General features: G+C 67.2%; 15 protein-coding genes. 10 read left to right on the top strand and 5 right to left on the bottom strand.

Going from position 1 to position 19,302, the window contains the following annotated elements; translation table 11 throughout:
• Position 1: 1 nt before the first annotated feature.
• The 5 genes from AB4Y94_RS06130 to AB4Y94_RS06110 all read left to right on the top strand — a co-directional run bounded on the left by AB4Y94_RS06130 (position 2) and on the right by AB4Y94_RS06110 (position 6,382).
• Positions 2-508, top strand: a complete 507-nt coding sequence (locus AB4Y94_RS06130) for a cupin domain-containing protein (RefSeq protein ID WP_441726178.1) — start codon at positions 2-4, stop codon at positions 506-508.
• A 63-nt stretch (positions 509-571) separates the two neighbouring features.
• Positions 572-2,500: an FAD-dependent monooxygenase gene (locus AB4Y94_RS06125; protein WP_441726175.1), complete on the top strand. Its 1,929-nt coding sequence runs from the start codon at positions 572-574 to the stop codon at positions 2,498-2,500.
• Between the two features lie 39 nt (positions 2,501-2,539).
• Positions 2,540-3,928, top strand: a complete 1,389-nt coding sequence (locus AB4Y94_RS06120) for an aldehyde dehydrogenase family protein (protein WP_441726172.1) — start codon at positions 2,540-2,542, stop codon at positions 3,926-3,928.
• 49 nt (positions 3,929-3,977) lie between these two features.
• Positions 3,978-5,579: an FAD-dependent monooxygenase gene (locus tag AB4Y94_RS06115; protein ID WP_441726169.1), complete on the top strand. Its 1,602-nt coding sequence runs from the start codon at positions 3,978-3,980 to the stop codon at positions 5,577-5,579.
• Entirely contained in the window at positions 5,576-6,382 is an 807-nt protein-coding gene (locus AB4Y94_RS06110; RefSeq protein ID WP_441726166.1) for an IclR family transcriptional regulator, read from the top strand. Before AB4Y94_RS06115 ends, AB4Y94_RS06110 begins: the two co-directional genes overlap by 4 nt.
• A 64-nt stretch (positions 6,383-6,446) precedes the next feature.
• On the opposite strand, the gene AB4Y94_RS06105 is transcribed toward AB4Y94_RS06110, so the two are convergent.
• From AB4Y94_RS06105 to AB4Y94_RS06095, 3 genes are all read right to left on the bottom strand, one after another.
• Positions 6,447-7,952, bottom strand: coding sequence for an FGGY-family carbohydrate kinase (locus tag AB4Y94_RS06105; protein ID WP_441726163.1), 1,506 nt, complete (start codon positions 7,950-7,952; stop codon positions 6,447-6,449).
• Position 7,953: 1 nt separating this feature from the next.
• Positions 7,954-9,597 (bottom strand): fucose isomerase, encoded by a 1,644-nt coding sequence (locus tag AB4Y94_RS06100; protein WP_441726160.1) that lies wholly within the window; start codon positions 9,595-9,597, stop codon positions 7,954-7,956.
• 124 nt (positions 9,598-9,721) lie between these two features.
• Positions 9,722-10,477, bottom strand: coding sequence for an HpcH/HpaI aldolase family protein (locus AB4Y94_RS06095; RefSeq protein WP_441726158.1), 756 nt, complete (start codon positions 10,475-10,477; stop codon positions 9,722-9,724).
• A 165-nt stretch (positions 10,478-10,642) separates the two neighbouring features.
• Between AB4Y94_RS06095 and AB4Y94_RS06090 the strand changes: the two genes are divergently transcribed.
• The 5 genes from AB4Y94_RS06090 (at position 10,643) to AB4Y94_RS06070 (ending at position 15,914) form a co-directional block, all read left to right on the top strand.
• Positions 10,643-11,623, top strand: coding sequence for a LacI family DNA-binding transcriptional regulator (locus tag AB4Y94_RS06090; RefSeq protein ID WP_441726156.1), 981 nt, complete (start codon positions 10,643-10,645; stop codon positions 11,621-11,623).
• Between the two features lie 176 nt (positions 11,624-11,799).
• Entirely contained in the window at positions 11,800-12,780 is a 981-nt protein-coding gene (locus AB4Y94_RS06085) for a Bug family tripartite tricarboxylate transporter substrate binding protein (protein ID WP_441726153.1), read from the top strand.
• A 9-nt stretch (positions 12,781-12,789) separates the two neighbouring features.
• The gene (locus AB4Y94_RS06080; protein ID WP_441726150.1) at positions 12,790-13,452 is read left to right on the top strand and encodes a tripartite tricarboxylate transporter TctB family protein; all 663 of its coding nucleotides are present in this window, start codon (positions 12,790-12,792) and stop codon (positions 13,450-13,452) included.
• Positions 13,449-15,005, top strand: a complete 1,557-nt coding sequence (locus AB4Y94_RS06075) for a tripartite tricarboxylate transporter permease (RefSeq protein WP_441726147.1) — start codon at positions 13,449-13,451, stop codon at positions 15,003-15,005. The genes AB4Y94_RS06080 and AB4Y94_RS06075 overlap by 4 nt, the downstream gene beginning before the upstream one ends.
• 39 nt (positions 15,006-15,044) lie before the next feature.
• Entirely contained in the window at positions 15,045-15,914 is an 870-nt protein-coding gene (locus tag AB4Y94_RS06070; protein ID WP_441726145.1) for a dihydrodipicolinate synthase family protein, read from the top strand.
• A 39-nt stretch (positions 15,915-15,953) separates the two neighbouring features.
• Here AB4Y94_RS06070 and AB4Y94_RS06065 read toward each other — a convergent pair whose 3' ends face one another.
• The gene (locus tag AB4Y94_RS06065) at positions 15,954-17,615 is read right to left on the bottom strand and encodes a beta-N-acetylhexosaminidase (RefSeq protein WP_441726142.1); all 1,662 of its coding nucleotides are present in this window, start codon (positions 17,613-17,615) and stop codon (positions 15,954-15,956) included.
• Positions 17,612-19,285, bottom strand: coding sequence for an N-acyl-D-amino-acid deacylase family protein (locus AB4Y94_RS06060; protein WP_441726139.1), 1,674 nt, complete (start codon positions 19,283-19,285; stop codon positions 17,612-17,614). Before AB4Y94_RS06060 ends, AB4Y94_RS06065 begins: the two co-directional genes overlap by 4 nt.
• Between the last annotated feature and the right edge of the window lie 17 nt (positions 19,286-19,302).

Below are 19,302 nucleotides of genomic sequence, written 5' to 3'. Positions count from 1 at the left end.
CATGGCGACTGAGGGCGAATCCGCCGCGCTGGCCACCAACCAGGCCAAGATGAACCGGATCACGAATCGCGATGACCAGACCACCGGGCCCGAGCACAACCTGGTCGTGCACTCGAGCGAGGTCGAATGGCTCTCGGCGGAGCGCACCGGCAATCCGTCACGGATCGGCCTGCTCCCGCGGGTCCCCACGCTGACGTCGAAGTTCATGCGCCAGCTGATCCCGGCTACAACCGCGACCGATCTGCAGCGTCATGTGCATGAGTCGATCCACTACGTGATCTCCGGCACCGGATACTCGGAGATCGGTACGAGCGTCGTTGAATGGGCTCCGGGCGACTTCGTGTACACGCCGCCCTGGATCTGGCATCGGCACTACGCCCACGATGAGGTGGATGTCGAAATGCTCATCATCGAGAACTCGCGCATTCTCGACGCCATGGATGCCAACCAGCGCGAGAGCCTCGGAAACGTCAGCTTCCGTGAGCACTTCGGTGTGGAACCCCGCTGAAGGTACAACGGCCGCTCGCCGCGCAGTCGCTGCGCGGCGGGCACATAGTCGAAGGAGAAGCGAGTGCAGTTTTATCTGAACGGTGACCAGCATCGCGACCCAGACCTGCGACCACGGGCGAGCGACATCGCCGAAGGTGGTGCGGGATCGCTGCCGGACGAGGTCGACGTGCTCATCGTCGGAGCGGGGCCCGCTGGAATGCTCCTCGCCGCACAGCTGTCGCAGTTCGCGGCGATCTCCACCCGAGTCGTGGAACGACGAGCCAGCGCGCTCGAAATGGGTCACGCCGACGGCCTCCATCCGCGCACCCTTGAGATGTTCCAATCGTTCGGCCTGGTCCACTCGGTACTGCGCGAGGGATACCAGGCGAACGAATTCACGTTCTGGGGGCAGAGTCCCGACGACCGACCTGGAATCGTCAGGGAGGGGCGGACCCCGGATATGCCTCACGGCACATCCGAGTTCCCCCATGTCGTGCTCAACCAGGCACGGGTCCAGGACTTCCTGGCCGAGCGGATGAAGAAATCGGCCCGCCGACTCGAGCCTGACTTCGGCCACGAGGTCATCGCTGTCGAACGGGATGAGGCAGATGATCGCGTCACCGTGCGCCTCAGGCGACACGAACCGGACCGCGCAGTCGATCTGACCGTTCGCGCGCGGTACGTCGTCGGATGCGACGGTGCTCGAAGCATCGTGCGTCAGTCGATGGGTCTGGCACTGGTCGGCGACTCGCAGAACCACGCCTGGGGTGTTGTCGATGCGCTCGTCGACACCGACTTCCCGGACATCCGGATGAAATCCAGCATCGCCGCAGCCGCCGGACAGGTGCTCGTCATCCCGCGCGAGGGCGGATATCTTGTCCGACTGTACGTGGACATGGGAGCGGTCTCGCCCGGCGACCACGATATGCGTGCGCGCGTGAGTGCCGAGGACATCATCGCTGTGGCCAGGTCGGTCTTCGCTCCCTACCGGCTCGAGGTCCGACACATCCAATGGTGGTCCCTCTATGAGGTCGGCCAGCGGTACACCAGCCGGTTCGATGACTGCCCCGAGGAACAGCGGGGTGCTCGCGAGCCCCGGATCTTCATCGCCGGGGACGCCTGCCACACCCACAGCGCCAAGGCAGGCCAGGGCATGAACGTCTCCATGGCCGATGCCTTCAACCTGGGCTGGAAACTCGCCGCGGTCCTGGAAGGGCGCAGTCCGGCCTCGTTACTGGATACCTACACCGAAGAGCGGCAGCCCGTCGGCGTGGAGCTGATCGAGTTCGACCGCTTCTGGGCCCGACTAGCGAGCGGGTTCGATGACCAGGGAATGCCGGTCACCCTGGCGGAACGGCAGGTGCACCAGGCGAAGCGCAGGCGCTTCATGGCCGGTGTCGCGACGCGCTACGCCGCGTCTTCGATCGTCGGCCTCGGCGAGCGGCAGGGGGAGCTGGCGCAGGGCTACCCGGTCGGTGAGCGCTTCCACTCGGCGCCGGTCATCCGCCTGGCGGACGCGAAGCCGATGCAGCTGGGGCACGCCCATGACGCCGACGGAAGATGGCGCATGTACCTGTTCGGTGATGACGGCGACCCGACGGACCCCGGGAACGCGCTGGCGAAGCTCTGCGGCTGGCTCGCGGACGACCGGGACTCGCCGGTGCTGCGATTCACGCCCGACGCGGCAGATATCGACTCCCTCATCGATATCCGGGCGGTGCTGCAGCAGTCGAACCATGAAGTCGAGCTCGCGCAGCTGCCGACGCTGCTGTGGCCGAAGAAGGGCCGATTCGCGCTGCCGGACGCGGAGAAGGTCTTCGCCCGGGATCCGAGACCCGGGCAGGACATCTTCGAGCTGCGGGGAATCGACCAGGGGCAGGGCTGCGTCGTGATCGTCCGGCCCGACCAGTTCGTGGCACAGGTGCTTCCGCTGGGGGCCAGAGCCGAGCTGACGGCGTTCTTCGAAGGTTTCATGATTCCACCAGTGAGCGATGAGGCAGTACGGGTATGACCGGCAGGCAGCCTCACGAGGCAGATTGGAACGTAAGCAATGGCAATTGACGTCATCGACAAGTCGACGGGGGTGCTCGTCGGCACCGTGCCAGCGGACGATGCGGCATCCGTGGCCGCCACGATCGACCGCGCTTCGACCGCGTTCCGCACCAGTGCGTGGCGACGTGACTCCCGGCTGCGGCAGGATGTCCTCCTTCGGTGGGCGGACTCGCTCGAAGCTGCCGGGGGCGAACTGGTCGAGTGTCTTCTTGCCGAGACCGGGAAGGTCCGCTCAGAGTGCGAACGCGAACTTGCGTTCACCGTCGATGCGCTCCGCTTCAACGCCGGGATGGGCAGACTTGTCGCGGGGACAGCACACGAGCTCTCCGATGGCTCGGCCGGACATCTGATCCGCGAGCCGATCGGCGTTGCGGCGTTCATCGTGCCGTGGAACTGGCCGTTGTTCTTGCTCTTCCGCGATCTGGCTCCCGCCCTTGCGGCAGGGGTGACCGCAGTGATCAAGCCGTCGCCGCTGACTCCGCTGGCCACGATGCGCGCCGTCGCACTCGCACCGGCAGAGCTGCCGGAATCCGCCATCGCAGTCGTGAACGGGGGGCCGGAGGTGGGCCAGGCGCTCGCGAATCACGCCGATGTTGCTGCGGTCGCATTCACCGGGTCCACTGCGGTGGGTCGTTCGGTCGCGGTGGCTGCCGCCCAGCGGTTCGCGAGGGCGATGCTGGAACTCGGGGGGAAGGGCGCCAGCATCATCTTTCCCGATGCCGATCTCGATCAGGCCATCGACGGGGTCATGGGGAACGCGTTCATCACCGCAGGTCAAATGTGCATGGCGAACACCCGGGTCCTGGTGCACCGCTCAGTCCTGCCGCGAGTGCGCGAGCAGCTTGCCGAGCGGGTGCGGAGCCTAAGGGTCGGAGACCCCCGCGATGCCTCCACGGACATCGGCGCGATCATCTCGACGACCCAAGCGGATCGGATTCAGGGCTACCTCGATATCGCGCGGTCCGAGGGGTCGCTCCTGCTGGGCGGGCAGCGACTGGATCTTGACGGGGGTGCGTTCATTCAGCCCGCCATCGTCAGCGGGGAACGCATCGATGTCCGGCTGCGATCCGAGGAGATCTTCGGGCCGGTCGTCACTCTCGAGCCCTTCGACGACGAGAGCGAGGCATACGCATTGGCGAACGACACCGAGTACGGCCTTGCCGCGGCGGTGTGGACGAACGATGTGTCGATCGCCTGGCGAGCAGCGCGTGCCCTGCGATTCGGCACGGTCTGGGTGAACCGCTACAACCGAACGTTCGCCGAGGTCCCGTCGGGGGGAATGAAGTCCTCCGGCATGGGGCGCACGCGCGGGTTCGAGGGCGTCCATGAATTCACCGAACTCAAGCACATCAACTTCGAACTCGGCACACGAGGAGACACACCATGACCGTCGATGCCATTGAGATCGACCCGGGTGGCGCCGTGGGGCTGCGCTGATGGCTGAATACAGCACACAGGTTGCGATCGTCGGTGGTGGCCCCGTGGGTACCGCACTGTCGATCGACCTCGCCCGCCGCGGAATCGAATCCGTCCTCATCGAGCGCTACGAACAGCCACAGCGAGTGCCGAAGGGGCAGAACCTCACGCAGCGCACGATGGAACATTTTCGCAATTGGGGTGCTGAAGCCGAGCTTCGGGCGGCGCGCACGATGGATCCGGACCAGCCCGCTGCCGGCATGACCGCCTACGGCTCGCTGCTGGGCGACTACCGGTATCCATGGATGCAGCGCGAGCGGGTCGGGGCGTTCTACGCTGCCGCGAACGAGCGGCTGCCGCAGTACGCGACGGAGGCTGTTCTGCGAACGCGACTTGCAGAACTTCCCCCAGCGACCATGCTCAGAGGCTGGACCGGTGAGTCGGTCGAGCAGGATGAGCGCGGCGTCACGGTACGGATGACCTCACGCTCGGGTGAATCCGGAACCGTTCGGGCCGACTATGTCGTCGGATGCGACGGCAGCCGATCACGAGTACGCGACGACGTCGGAATCACCCAGACGCGGCTCGACCACGACCGCCTCATGGTGCTCGTTGTCTTCCGCTCAGCGCAGTTCGAGCAGATCATGTCCAGGCACCCCGATGTCGCGTTCGTGAATGTCCTCAATCCCGAACTGGCCGGCTACTGGCAGTTCTTCGGGCGGGTCGACGCACGGGACACCTGGTTCTTCCACGCCCCGGTCGATCCCGCATCCACTGCCGAGACGATCGACCTGCCTGCTGTGCTCGGTCGCGCAGTCGGAATTGATATCGAGCACGAGGTCGAGTACGTCGGCTTCTGGGACCTGCGCTTCACGCTTGCAGACAGCTATCGATCGGGTCGGGTCTTCCTGGCCGGCGACGCCGCGCACAGCCACCCGCCCTACGGGGGCTACGGCATCAACACCGGTTTCGAAGACGCGGCCAACCTCGGGTGGAAGCTGGCCGCGACGCTGCAGGGCTGGGCGGGGGAGGGCCTGCTCGATTCCTACGATCAGGAGCGGCGACCCGTCTTCGCCTCGACACGCGACGATTTCATCGCGCGCTCGATCAACCGAGACGGGGAGTTCCTCGCCGCGCATGACCCGGCGGTGGCTCAGGAAGCGTTCGAGGTCGCGTGGCTGGAGCGGGCGACGAGCGCGCAGGCGGAGCCCGGCGCATTCGAGCCCAACTACGAGGGTTCGCCGCTCATCCCGGGCACCGTGGGCACTCCGACCGCGCTGGGCCGCCACGAGTTGTGCGCGCGTGCCGGACACCACATCGGACCCGCGACGACCGCCGATGGGGGCGAGCTGTTCGAAGCGCTCGGTCAGGATCTCTCACTGCTGACTGCTGACGCAGAAGCAGGCGCGTACTTCGCCGCTGCGGCGGCGGGGCTGGGCGTTCCTTTGACTGTCGTACCCATGGATGCTGCGGCGATGAGGGCATTCGGCGCAGCAGACGTGCTTGTGCGCCCGGACCAGTACATCGCCTGGGCGGGGAACAACGCGGAGGTGGATGCCACGCACCTGATCGGTACAGCCGTCGGGCGACCGACGGCGAGCAGGGTTCTCGCCTCGTCATGAGTGGGCCGGCGAACAGTGGGGACGAGCGGTCGGGAAAGGTTCAGGCCACAGGTTCGGCGAGCTCGTCGGCGGATCGGATCATCGAACTGCTGCTCGAACTCGTGGCGACCGAGAGCGTGCGTGTGTCAGATGCCGCACGACTGCTGGGCGTCTCGCGTCCGACAGCACATCGACTGCTGACCACGCTCGTTCGACACGGCGTCATCACACAGGACTATTCGGGCGGGCCCTACAGCACGAGTCTGCGGTTTGCGACGCTCGCCTCGCGTTCGTCGCGTTCATTCCTGCTGGAACTGGCACGGCAACAGACCCTTGCGCTGCGGGATGACACCGGTGAGACCACACATTTCGCAGTCTTGCAGGGCAACAGCTGCCGCTTCGTCACCGGCTTTGAAGGATTCCACAGCAGGAGCACGCCGCTGCGGGTCGGCATGGTGCTTCCGGCGCACGCGACCGCCCCGGGCAAGGCCATCCTCGGGGCCGTCACTCCGGAAGTCTTACACAACCTGTATCCCCGCGGCGTGCAGACGCTCACCGATGCGACGTTGGGTTCGATGGACGAGATCGACGGCCACCTCCAGGAGGTCGCGCGGCGAGGGTATGCGACCAATTTCTCGGAATCGGAAGTCGGGCTCACGGCTGTCGCGGTCGTTGTCCGCGACAGTACCGGCTCGCCGGTCGGGGCCCTCGCCATCTCGGGACCGCGCGATCGGCTGCCGAGCGAGCGAATTCCGCCCCTGGCGGCACGGATGCAACGCGCAGCGCTTGCGATCCAGTCGGCGCTCGCCGGGTCCCCTGCCTAATCGTTCGTGAGCGTCGAGCGGATGCCTCGGGCGGCTCAGCGGCCCGCGCCGTTGGACGAAGTGGCTAGTCGGCTGAAGCGCGCTGCAGTGCGGCAAGGGCGTGCGCTGTGTCGCGGGTGGCGGGGTAGAGCGCCAGGAAGTGGCGGTAGAGCTCGTCGTACACCACCCGATTCTCGGGCCGCGGCAGCAGCTCGATGCCCGCCGTGTTCCATCCGCTCGCATCGGCGTCGACGAGCTCGGCAGCGAGACGGGCGGCACCGAAGCTCGCGCCGATCGTGAGGGTGGGCAGCTGCTGGCTGAGACCGGTGACATCGGAGACGATCTGCGGCCACAGCGTGCCCTGCGTTCCGCCGCCGACCGCAACGATGCGATCGATCACCGCTCCGGCCGCGCGCATCTCGTCGATGTTGTGCCGGATGCCGAACGCCGTCGCTTCCAGGGCAGCTCGGTACAGGGCGCCGCGCTTATGTTCCACGGTGAGCCCGAGGATCACGCCGCGGGCGTCGGGGTCTGCGAGGGGGGTGCGTTCGCCGGCGAAGTACGGCAGCATCAACAGGCCTCGGCTCCCGGCGGGCTCAGCGGCGGCCTCGGCGACGAGTTCGGCGTAGTCCGCTTCACCGAAGAGCGAGCGCATCCAGCTCGTGATCGCTCCGGAGGTCGCCATTCCGGCCGCGAAGTTCCAGGTGCCGGGCGCGAGGCCCACGGTTCCCCAGAGCGACGGGTGCGTCACCCGCGTCGGTGACGTATTGATCAGGAACAGCGTCGTCCCGTACATGAGCATCAGGTCGCCGGGGTGGTGCGCGTCCACGCTCACGGCCTCTGTCCACGCGTCGATCGTTCCGATGGTCACGGGGACGCCGGCCGGCAGGCCGGTGAACTCTGCCGCGGCATCCGTGATGACGCCGGCCTGTTCGCCCGCCCACGCCAGGCGCGGTAGTTCGACCGCGCCGCGCAGGGCGTCGGCCCAGGGTCTGTGCCACTCGAGCGCTGCCGTGTCGTAGAGGGGAGTGCACTGGCTCGCTGAGTGATGGTCGAGGGTGTACTCGCCGGTCAGGTTCCAGACCAGCCAGGAGGCCGGCATGAAGAGGTGCCGAGCTGCAGCGAACACGCCTGGTTCGTTGTCGGCCACCCAGGCGAGCTTGGGGCCGACGGCTTGGCTGGAGAGCGCGGAACCGCAGCGTTCGACGATCGCGTCGTTGCCGAGCTCAGCGGTGAGGCGCTCAATCTGCACCACGGACCGGGTGTCAACGCCGTAGAGGATCGCAGGGCGAAGCGGCGTGCCAGCTTCGTCGCCGAGCAACAGGCAGGGGCCCATGCCGCTCACGCCCACCGAGACGATCGGCTGTTGGGTCAGGGCCGATACCTCGCCCAGCTCCCTGGCGATCTCGACGAATTCGTTCCACCAGATGGCGCCGTCCATCTCGACATGGCCGGGACGGGGCCGCGACACATCGTGCTCGAGCACGACCGAGTGCAGCACCCGTCCGGCCAGGTCGAGAAGTATACCCTTGGTGCTCGAGGTGCCGATATCGACACCAATGACCGATCCGGGGGTGTGCTTGCTCGTCATTTCAGATGTTCACATCGCCGATGAGGTGCACCCGGATGCCGATGCCATCGAGCATTGAGGCCTTGGCGACCAGTGCGCGGTCGGCTGTGTCGGCATCCGGCGCATAGACGACCTGGGCGTGGTTGGCCTTGTGCCTGGCCATGAACTGGTCGCGGTCGACACCGTGCAGGACGACATGGGCGATGGGCCACTCGGGGTTGGTCGCCTGCTTGCGACGCTCGGTCTCCTCGGCCGGAAGGTCGACGACGCTGGCCCGGCCGATGTCTGCCTGCAGGATGCCCTCGGCGATGTACACGCGGCTCCAGACGATTTCGCCGGCCTTGGAGACACCGTTGATCGTGCTGCCGCCTGCCGGGAAGAACACCGGATCCTGGCGCCACCCTTCGGCATTCTGGTAGCCGCCGAGGTGCGAGGCCGGCACCGAGCCGGAGATCTCGTACACCCACACGAAGTCGTCGCCATACTGTTCACCCCATCGCACATCGTGCAGGGTGTTGTCGGGCACCAGTCCGAGGGCGTGCCAGACGCGGTCGGTGATGAGCGCGTCGACGGCCACGCCCTCGTCAGCCTCATTGAAGTGGGGGAGCGCCCGACCTTCCCAGAGCACCCGCGAACCGTCACGGCTGGTGACCGGGGGCCGCTCGGTGGCGTTGAGCAGGCCCTCGGCCAGGTCGCTGGCCGGCACGAGATCTTTCAGGCCCTGCTGGTACTGGATGCCGACGGCATCCAGTCCGAAGTCGTCGGAAATGCGCAGCGCAGCGATGTACATCTTGTACTGCCAGTTGAGTTGCGTCTGGGTGAGCTCGGTTGCCTCGTCGGTGCCGAGGCGGAAGGTCATTCCGCGTTCGGACAGCCAGGCGCCGACGGCATCCGCTTCGTCGTCGCCCACGGTGAGCATCTCGGCGTACAGCGCGCTCTGCGAGAGGCGCTCCTTGTAGATGCCGGTCGGGTTCAGCAGTTCGTCGTCGAAGATGGCGTTGTACATGCCCATGCAGCCCTCGTCGAACACGCCGATGATGGCCTTGTCACGCACGAGTTCAGCGGCCAGGGCTCGGCCCAACGCGACCTCGGGGGAATCCGGCAGCGCGGGGAGGGCGCGGACGTGCGAGTCGTCGTGCGCGATCGTGCCCGTCTCGACCCAGCTGCGAATGCCGGTCTTGAACCATTCGTCGGTGAAGTCCGTGCTCCAGATCGTGGAGTACTCGGTGCCCATCTTGGTGAGGCCGGCATTGAGGCCAAGGAGGCCGACGAGCCCCGGCCACTCGCCGGCGAAGTTCGCGACGGTGAGGATGGGGCCGCGGTGCGTGCGCAGGCCGGCCAGGACGTGGTGGCTGTACTGCCAGACGGCTTCCGCGACGATCAGCGGCGCATCGGCCGGGATGTTCCTGAACACCTCGATGCCCATCCGCTGGCTGCGGATGAAACCGTGGCCGAGCACCGGATCAACCGGGTTCGCGCGCTCAATGCTCCAGCCGAGGTCGGCGAATGCGCTGGCGAGGTCCCGTTCCATGGCGGCTTGGGTCGCCCAACCGGCGGTGTTCGCTGATTCGCGGAGGTCGCCGCTGGAAATCAGCCAGGCCGTCTTCGGTGCGACAGCGATGCTGCGGCGTTGTGCGGGCATTCGGTAGGTGGTCGACGGAGCCACTCATCCTCCTCGATTGAGCTCGGAGCACCGAGGTGTGGTGCGTGACCACAGACTGTCAGTAATCGATTACACAGTCAAGGCGGCCGTCCGGCATCCCCACTGCGGGCCGTCTTCGGCGCGAAGCCTAACGACTCAACGACGCCCCGGCCGCGTCTGCCGCCGCGCGCAGCAGCAGCGCATCACTGGCCGACATGGTGAATGCGGCACCGCTCTCGTGCCAGAACCGTGCATCGGCGCTCGTGGTGCAGTCCACGCCGACTGCGATCCCGTTCTGCCTCCCGACCGCGACGATCGCCTGCATCGCCTCGAGGAGGGCCGGGGACTCGCGGTAGCCGACGCGTCCGAGCCCGAGGCTGAGCGCGAGGTCATTCGGTCCGATGTAGAGCGCGTCGACGCCGGGGGTCGCCGCGATCGCATCGACCTCCTCCAGCCCGGACGCGGTCTCGATCATCACGATGCACGTCGCCCGCGCATCGCCGTCGTCCGGCTCGACCGGTCGATGGCTGGCGTTGGCGAGAATGGGTCCCCAACTTCGCTGGCCGGCCGGTGCATACCGGCAAGCGGATGCAGCGGATGCCGCCTCCCGCGCCGTGCTCACCATGGGCACAATCACCCCATCGGCACCGAGGTCGAGTGCCCGCATGATCTGTTCCGGCGCGTTCCACGCGACGCGGACGCACGCCAGCGCCGGCGTCGAGTGCAACGCATTGAGAAGGTGCGGCAACGAGTGCTGCGAGGCGAACCCGTGTTGCAGGTCGATCGTGACGAAATCGAATCCCGACCGTCCCATCAACTCGACCGGAACGGGATTGTCGATGGTGCTCCATGCCCCGTAGCAGGGTGCCCCGGCGGTCCAGCGCTGTTTCAGTGACTGCGGCATGCGGTCCTCCTCGATCGTTCGCATCATTAATGGCACGCATGTGCCGCCACTGCCAAAACGAGGCCGGCGGGAACCGCTGCCGCACGGTGATGCAGTGGGACTCACCGGGTAGCATGTGCCAAGCGTCGTCTGTGTTCGCAGGGCGCAAATGGGCAGAGGTGGAAAATGGCTCCGCGCGCGAAACTCAGTGATGTGGCGCGGCTGGCCGGGGTCTCGACGGCCACCGTGTCACGCGTGCTCAACGACAATGACCGAGTCGCGCCCGACCTCGTCGAACGAGTGATGAAGGCGAAAGCCGAACTCGGCTACCGCTACAACAGTCTCGCTCGCGGCTTGCGCAGGCGCGCCAACACCGTGGTCGGGGTCGTGATCCCCGATGTGACGAACCCCTTCTTCACCGACCTGGTGCGGGGGATCGAAGACCTGGTGCGCGAAAACGGCTATCTCCTGGTGCTGTGCAACACCGACGAGACGGCCGAGAAGGAGGCGGCATACCTCGAGCTCCTGATCGACCAGCAAGTTGCGGGACTGGTCATTGCGCCCGTGCGTTCCGCTGTCGATGCGGCAGCCTTCGACCTCACCGGGATACCCGTCGTCGCCGTGGACCGCACCATGAGCGGCGTTGACACCGTCACCCTCGACAACGTGCGCGGCGCCATTGCGGTGACCTCGCGGCTCCTGGAGTCCGCGAGCCGGGTGGCGACCATCACGGGCCCACTGGTCACCACGACCGGCAGCGAGCGGCTCATCGGATACCGGCGTGCGCTCCGTGACGCCGGTCTTCCCTTCGAGCCGGAGCTGTTCGTTGAAGCCGACTACTCCGAGCCCGGTGGCTACCTGGCTGCGAAACGCCTGCTTGCCCTCCCCGATCGCCCGCAGGCCATCTTCTGCGGGAACCATGCGATGGCGCTGGGCGCGATGCGCGCCATCGCCGAGGTGCTTGACGACCCGGACGCGATCGCCCTCGCGTCGTTCGAGCCGCTGCCCTGGGCCGCGGATCCACGGGGGCGAATCGTGACACTGGCCGTTCCGAGCTACGAACTCGGACAGCAGGCTGCTCGAATGCTCCTTGAGCGCATCCACGGGTTCGACGGGCCCGCCCGCACTGTGGTTGTGGAGACCGAGCTGCTGCGTTCCGCGCCATGAGCTGACGCAGCAGGGCCTGAAAACGTCCGTAATTGACAAACCGTCGCTCTCTCTCATATGGTTCTCAGAAATCGATTACAGCCAAAACAAGCGTGTTCCGCGCACCGTGAGAAATCGATTACCTGCCGGTGGCATTCGAGGCAACCGGCAGTGGCCCCGACAAAGGAGTTAAGCCCGTGAATCCCAAGAAAGCACTCGTCGGCATTGCCGTCGCAGCCCTGTCGCTCGCGCTGGTCGGTTGCACCGTCGGCACGGCGGCAGACGCCAAGCCCGACGCTGACTCCGACGCGGCGAGCGCCTTTCCTGAAAAGCCGATCACGCTGATCGTCCAGGCGAACCCAGGCGGAGGCTCAGACCTCTCGTCGCGTGCGCTCGCCGACCAGCTCTCGCGCATCCTCGACACTGACATCATCGTCGAGAACCGTCCGGGCGCCGGAGGCGCAACGGCGATGGAGTACGTGGCCGGCCTCCCCGCCGACGGGTACACCATCGGGTTCGGCCCGGTCGAGATCGCCATGCTCAACACCACCCAGGGAGCGGACGTCCTGCCGGAGAAATTCGACCTCCTCGGCCAGATCATGCTGGCCCCCGGGGTGATCTCCGTCGGCGCTGACAGCCCCTACCAGAATCTCGAAGAGCTCGTAGCCGCGGCGAAGACGAAGCCGGTCACCGTCGGCAACTCCGGCACCGGTTCCATCTGGGAGGCCGCGGCCAAGGCGCTGGCCGCCGAGTCCGGCGCCCAGTTCACCCACGTTCCCCATGAGGGCGGCGCGCCCGCCGTTGCGGCGGCCGTCGGCGGTCAGATCGACGCTGTAGTCTCGGGCGCCGGTGAAGCCAAAGCAGGAAACGACGACGGAACGCTGCGCGTGCTCGCTGTGCTTCACAATGAGGAGCACCCGAACTTCGCGGGAATTCCGACCGCTGCTGACGAGGGCTACCCGGTCGAGTTCGGTGGTTGGGGCGGGATCTACGCGCCGGCCGGCCTGCCGGCCGCCGTGCACAAGAAGCTCGAGGCGGCAATCGCCGAGGCCGTTGAGACCAAGGAGTACCAGGCGTTCCAGAAGAGCGCCGGCAACCTCGTTGTCTACCGCAACTCGGCCGACTGGACGACGTTCGTGAACGAGCAGTTCACTCGTTTCGCTGAACTGCTGGGCTAACGAACCATCATGAGGCCACAACCCCTGGGCCTCGGCGCGGATGGCGCTGTGCCTGCGACGGATGTCGCGGGCACAGCGCCGGCCACCGAGACCGAAACACTCCCCGCCGCCGGTGCCGTCGGCGACGTGGAGCACGAACTGGGCATCGTTTCGACGGTTGACCCCGAGCTCGTCGCGCAGCCCTCCAAGAAGCTTGAGATCATGGTCGCCGGCGGGGCGTTGCTCTTCAACGTCGTGCTGCTCATCGCCTCGCAGTCCATCGAGTTGCGTCGCGCGGCCGACGCGGGACAGATTGACGCCCGCTTCTGGCCGACCATTCTCGCCGCGCTCGGAATTTCCCTGGCGCTGTGGCGGCTGGTGATTGCGCTCGTTGGCGCACCCGACGAGCGCGACGATCTTGAGCGCGTGCAGCCGGGGCAGCTGAACAAACTGCTCATCTCGCTCGCGCTGACCGCCGGCTATCTCGGCGTCTGGTCGTGGAAGACGGCGACACTGGCGCTCTTCGGCCTCGTGATCGGTTTCAAGCTCTTCGTCATCGCGACGCCGTTCTACCTTGCGGCACTGCTCTTCCTCTTCGGCGCCCGCGGCTGGAAGACCCTGGTGATCTACCCGGTCGTGACGACCGGCTTCATCTACCTGCTCTTCGGGCAATTGCTAAGGATCGCACTATGAACGGCTTCGCCGAGGGAATGGCCTCCCTGCTCGACCCCACGGTCGGCCTCTGCATGTTGCTCGGGCTGGGCCTCGGCCTGCTCGTCGGCGCATTCCCCGGCATCACGGCCACGATGGCCGTTGCCCTGGCAGCCGGATTCACCCTCACGCTGGAACCCGTCCAGGGCCTCGCCGTGCTGTTGACGATCTATGTCGCGGCCAACTTCGGTGACCGGGTGCCGTCGATCCTGGTGAACACGCCGGGAACCCCGGCATCCATCGCGACCACGTTCGACGGCTACCCGATGGCCAAGCAGGGCAGGGCGGGTCTCGCCCTCACGATTTCTGCGCTCGGTTCCGCAGTGGGCATTCTCGCCAGCCTCGTGCTCTTCATCGCCGTCGCTGTGCCGCTGGCCACGATGGCCAACCGCCTTTTCGGGCCCGCCGAGATGTTCGCCCTCGTCGTCTTCGGTCTCACCATCATGGTGAGCATCTCGTCCAAGTCGCTGATCAAGGGACTGCTCGCCGGCGTCTTCGGCCTCACGATCGGTGCCGTCGGAACCTACGCCATCACCAACGATGCCCGCTTCACCCTCGGGATCACCGACATGCGCGATGGCTTCAGCTTCATCGCGGTGATCATCGGCCTGTTCGGCATCGCCGAGCTCTTCGACCAGCTCCTCACCTACCGCAAGTCGAAGGTCAAGCCGATCTCGAGCCTCGGCCGTTGGTGGCCGAACAAATCCGAGGTCAAGCAGATGGGCAAGCCCATGCTCGTCTCGGGTGCCGTCGGCCTCGGCGTCGGGCTTGTGCCGGCAGCCGGTGGCGACATCGCCGGCCTGATCGGCTGGGATCGTGCCCGCGCCGTCTCCAAGCGGCCGCAGGACTTCGGCAAGGGCTCGATCGAAGGCATCACCGCTTCCGACACGGCATCAAGCGCAACGCTCGGCGGGTCGCTCACCACCACGATGGCGCTGGGCGTTCCCGGTGACTCGGTGATGGCCGTGATGATCGGCTCCATGATGATCTGGGGGATCAACCCCGGCCCCGGGCTCTTCACCAACCGCCCAGACCTCGTCGTGAGCATCGCCGGCATCATGCTCATCGCCACGCTGCTCTCACTGGGCGTCAGCCTGGTGCGCATGAAAGGCATGGTCAAGCTTCTCGATGTGCCGAACCACTATCTCTGGGCGACGATCCTGATCTTCTGCATCATCGGCACGTACGCGACGACGAACAACTTCGCCACCGTCATCATGATGCTCGGCTTCGGCGTTGTGGGGGTCGTGCTCAAGCGCACCGGATTCCCGGCCGGCCCCGTTGTCCTCGGCATGCTTCTCGGTCCACTCGCCGAGAAGGAGCTCGGGCGCGCCCTGCTCATCGCGCAGGGCAACTTCTTCGACGTGGCCAGCCGCCCCTTGACCGCAGCGATGCTCGTCCTCGCCCTCATCTCGCTCGTCGTGCCGATTGTCGGACGCCTGCGCGCCCGAAAGAAAGCCCAGGCGCTGGCGGCCGCGGCGGCCGCTGCGGGGCCCGTGCGCGAGGACAGCGATTCACGATTCTCAGGCGTTTAGCCCGAAGAACACACCCGAAACATGAACGAGAAAGACACCATGACTAGAAGAGACATCCTCACCGCCGTTCCCGTCGCATTCCACGAGGACGGTCGGCTTGACCTCGACGGGTCGCGCGAGATTCTCGAGTACGTTGCCAAATCAGGCAACGAGGGCGCGTTCGTGCTCGGCACGACGGGGGAGTTCCCCTCGCTCAGCTTCGAAGAACGCGGAACGCTCACCGAGCTCAGCCTGCGGATCCTCTCGCCGGTGATGCGCGTCGTCGTCCACGTTGGCGGCGCAAGCACCTACGAGGCCCTGCGCTACCTGCAGCAGGCGCGCGAGGCCGGTGCGACCGAGGTTGCGATTCTCACGCCCTACTACCTGAAGGCCACCGATGCGGCCCTGCTCGACTATTACACCCGGTTGAGCGCCGCAGCAGACGGCATCGACATCTACATCTACGTCTTCCGCGCGGTCAGCGGCAACTTTGTGAGCAACGAACTGATGGCTCGCCTCGCCCAGTTGCCGGGCGTTGTGGGCGCCAAAGTGAGCGACGAGCCGCTCGAGCAGCTGGCCGCCTACCGTGCCGTCGTGCCGGATTCCTTCATCATCTACACGGGCGGAGACCGCGATCTGGCCCGCGCAGAGAAGTTCGGCGCGCAGGGCGTGATCTCCGGGATCTCCTCGGTGCTGCCCAAGCCCTTCCGTGCGCTGGCCGCAGCCGCGGCAACGGGTGACGCTGAAGCACTCGCCGTCGCCCAGAAGGCCGTCGACGATGCGGTGGACACCATTCAAGGGAACATGGGCCGAATGAAGGCCGCCTACCGCGCGCTCGGCATCAACGGTGGAACCGTGCGCATGGCCATCGAGGCGCCGAGCGCCGATGCCGTGCGCGAGATCGAACGCGTGGTGGAGGCGTACTCCTGACCGTCGGTCCGCTCCCCAGCGGATGCCGGGTGGTCCGGGTCATCCACTGATGTTGGCGGTCATTTCCGCGATCTGCGCGGCGCGTTCCTCGCGGGTGCGCGGTCGCCCCTGGACACCGGGCCGGGCCTGCCAGGGCAGGGGGCCGTCGGCACGGTGGTACTCAACGCCGATCGCATCCAGCCGGGCCAGATGCAGTTCGAGCCGGCGGGAGAAATCGGTGAAGTCGCGGTCCGGGGCGCCCCACAACGCCTCGGACACGGCGCACAGCCGCGGGAACGCGAAGAAGTCGACGGTGCGCGGTGAGTCCATGTGCTCGGTCCAGATGTTGGCCTGCCCGCCGAGGACGTGGCGTGCCTCCTCGGCGGTGAGCTCCGCCGGAACGGGGTGGAAGTTGTAGACGTCCTGCACGGTGAGCACCAATCCGACGGGGATCGGTTCGTCGGGGGCATCGGACTGCCGGTAATCCAGGTACACGCCGTCGTCGGGGCAGACCACCACATCGTGGCCGGCCCGCGCAGCTGTGATCGCCCCGGTGAGACCTCGCCAGGAGGCGACGACCGCGCCGGGTGCGAGCCCGCCCTCGAGGATCTCGTCCCAGCCGTACAGGCGGCGGCCGCGGGCGCCCAGATGGTCGTTCAGCCTGGTGATGAACCAGCTCTGCAACTGGTCTTCGTCGGTGAGGCCGAGCCCTCGCATCCGCTCCTGGGTCGCCGGGTCGCCCTGCCACTGCTGCTTCGGGCACTCGTCGCCGCCGACACCGATGTAGGCGGAGGGGAACAACTCCAACACCTCGTCGAGCACGTGTGTGAAGAACTCGACGGTGTCGTCGTCTACCCGCAGCACGGTTGGGTTGATGCCCCAGCGGGTGAATACGTCGAGGGGCTCGCCGCTCACACCGAGCTCCGGGTAGGCGGCAATCGCGGCTTGTACGTGCCCGGGCGACTCGATCTCGGGCACGACGGTCACGAACCGCTCGGCGGCGTAGGCGACGATCTCGCGGATGTCGTCCTGCGTGTAATAGCCGCCGTGCGGCCGGCCGTCGGTGCCGGCTTCCGGGCCCGCGCCGACCTGGCTCTCGCTGCGCCAGCCGCCGACCGTGGCCAGCCGCGGGTAACGCTTGATCTCGATCCGCCAGCCCTGGTCGTCGGTGAGGTGTAGGTGCAGCACGTTCAGCCGGTGCATCGCGATCAGGTCGATGAAGCGCAGCACGTCGTGCTTGGGCATGAAATGCCGGGCAACGTCCAGCATGGCGCCCCGCCAGCCGAATCGGGGCCCGTCCTGGATCTGGCTGGCGGGCACCGTCCAGCGCACCCCGGGCATTCGGCTGCGGCGGAAGATCGAGGCCGGCAGCAGTTGCAGCAAGGCCTGGCCGGCGTAGAAGACCCCGGCCGCGTCGCCGCCTTCCGCAACGATGCCGTCGGTGCCGACAGTCAACCGGTACGACTCCGCGGGCAGGTCCGTGGCCACGGAGAGGCTGACGGTGTTGGTGGCCGTGGGGCTGTCAGTGCTCTCGAATGCCGGAGCCGTGTCGAGCGGCAGGCCGGTCGCGGGGCGGAGCGCGCCCTGCAACCAGCGGGCGACTCCAGCGAGCCCGGCCGGGGCACTGATCCGGGTGTGTGCGTCGAGGACGAACTCCCCTTCCAGGCTCTCTGCACGGGTCGGGCGGGGGATCAGTCCGTACGTGGTGGAGGTGTCGATCATGGAGTCGCTTTCTCTGTGGATGGTGTGCTGCGGAGCACCCGGCCGGATACGGCATCCGTTCGTCCGCCGTCGTCGATGGCCAACTCGCCGCCGACCAGGACGTGGCTGATGCCCTCTGCCTGTCGCCGGGGCCGCTCGAAGGTCGCGGTGTCACGCACGGTCGCCGGGTCGAACAACACCAGGTCGGCCACGTACCCCTCACGAACCAGGCCGCGGTCCGGCAGGCGCAGGCGCCTGGCGGGGGTACCGGCGAGGTGGCGGATGCCCTCTTCGAGTGTGAGCACGCCGAGGTCGCGGATGTAGTGGCCGAGATACCGCGGGAACGAGCCCCACGCCCGAGGGTGCGGGCGGGTGCCGACCAGGATTCCGTCGCTGCCGCCGGAGTGCACACGATGCCGCATGACCGCCTGCACGTTGTGCTCGTGGCCGACGTGCATCAGGATGCTCGTGGCCAGTTCATCGCGGAGCAGCACGTCGGTGACCACCTGGCGCGCCCCACGGCGTTCGGTGTCAGCGATCTCGGCGATCGTGCGCCCGACGTAGCCGGCGAGTTCGGGGTTCACGACGCCGGAGATCTCGATCGCGCTCCAGTCGGCGACCTCGCCGTGGAAGCCGTCGGACCCGGTGACGTCCAGTGCCCGGTCGAGCCGGTCCCGCTCGCCTGCCATGGCGGGGGAGTCGAGGGTGGCGAGACGGTCGATCAGGGCTTCCGTGCCGCCGACGGCGAACCAGCTCGGAAGCAGCGCTGCGAGGGTGGTCGCGCCGGCGAGGTAGGGATAGCTGTCCAGGGTGACGTCGACGCCGTCGTCCAGGGCGGCGTCGACCATGGCCAGGAAGGCGGGCGCCGAATCCCGGTTGCTGCCGAAGTTGAGGGTGGCATGGGTGAGGTGCAGGGCGCAGCCGGTGCGACGGGCGATGCCGATCACCTCGGCATACGCATCGAGGGCACCGGCCCCGTAGGAGCGGGTGTGCGGGGCGTAGTAGCCGCCGTGCTCGGCCACGACAGCGCACAGGGCCTCGAGTTCGGCCGTGCCGGCGTACATGCCGGGCGTGTAGCTGAGGCCACTCGACATGCCGACGGCGCCGGCGTCGAGTCCGTCGTGGAGGATGCCGCTCATCCGGTCGAGGTCTCCAGCGGATGCCGCGTGGTCGTGGAGTCCGACCGTGAGCATCCGCAGGTTGCCCTGTGGGACCAGGAAGGCCACGTTGGTCGGGGTGCCGGCATCCAGCCGGTCCAGGTAGTCGGCGACGGAACGCCAGCCGAAGTCGAGGTCGTCGGGGTTGCCGTTCCAGCCGGCGATCTGCCGGCGCACCTGCGCCAGCGCGGCGTCGTCGACCGGGGCGTAGGCGAGCCCGTCCTGCCCGATCACCTCGGTGGTGATGCCCTGGCTGAGCTTGGCCAGGTGGGCCGGGTCGCGCAGCACGGCGAGGTCGGAGTGGGCGTGCATGTCGATGAAGCCGGGCGCGAGAACCCGGCCGCGTGCGTCGATGCGGCGGGTGTGCGGTGCTGCGCCGCCCTGGCCGTTGGTGCGGGGCTCGAGTGCGCCGGGCTCGCCGATCCACGCAATGCGGTCGCCCTGCACGAGCACGTCGGCGGTGTATCGGGGGGATCCGGTGCCGTCCACGACGGTGGCGGAACTGAACACGATGGCGCCTGCAGTCGGATCCATGGTTCTCGGATCCACGC

Source organism: Glaciibacter sp. 2TAF33 (assembly GCF_052114945.1).
GTDB lineage: Bacteria > Actinomycetota > Actinomycetes > Actinomycetales > Microbacteriaceae > Cryobacterium.
The sequence above is the reverse complement of the archived record's forward strand: the minus strand, read 5'-3'. Positions and strand labels throughout refer to the sequence as shown.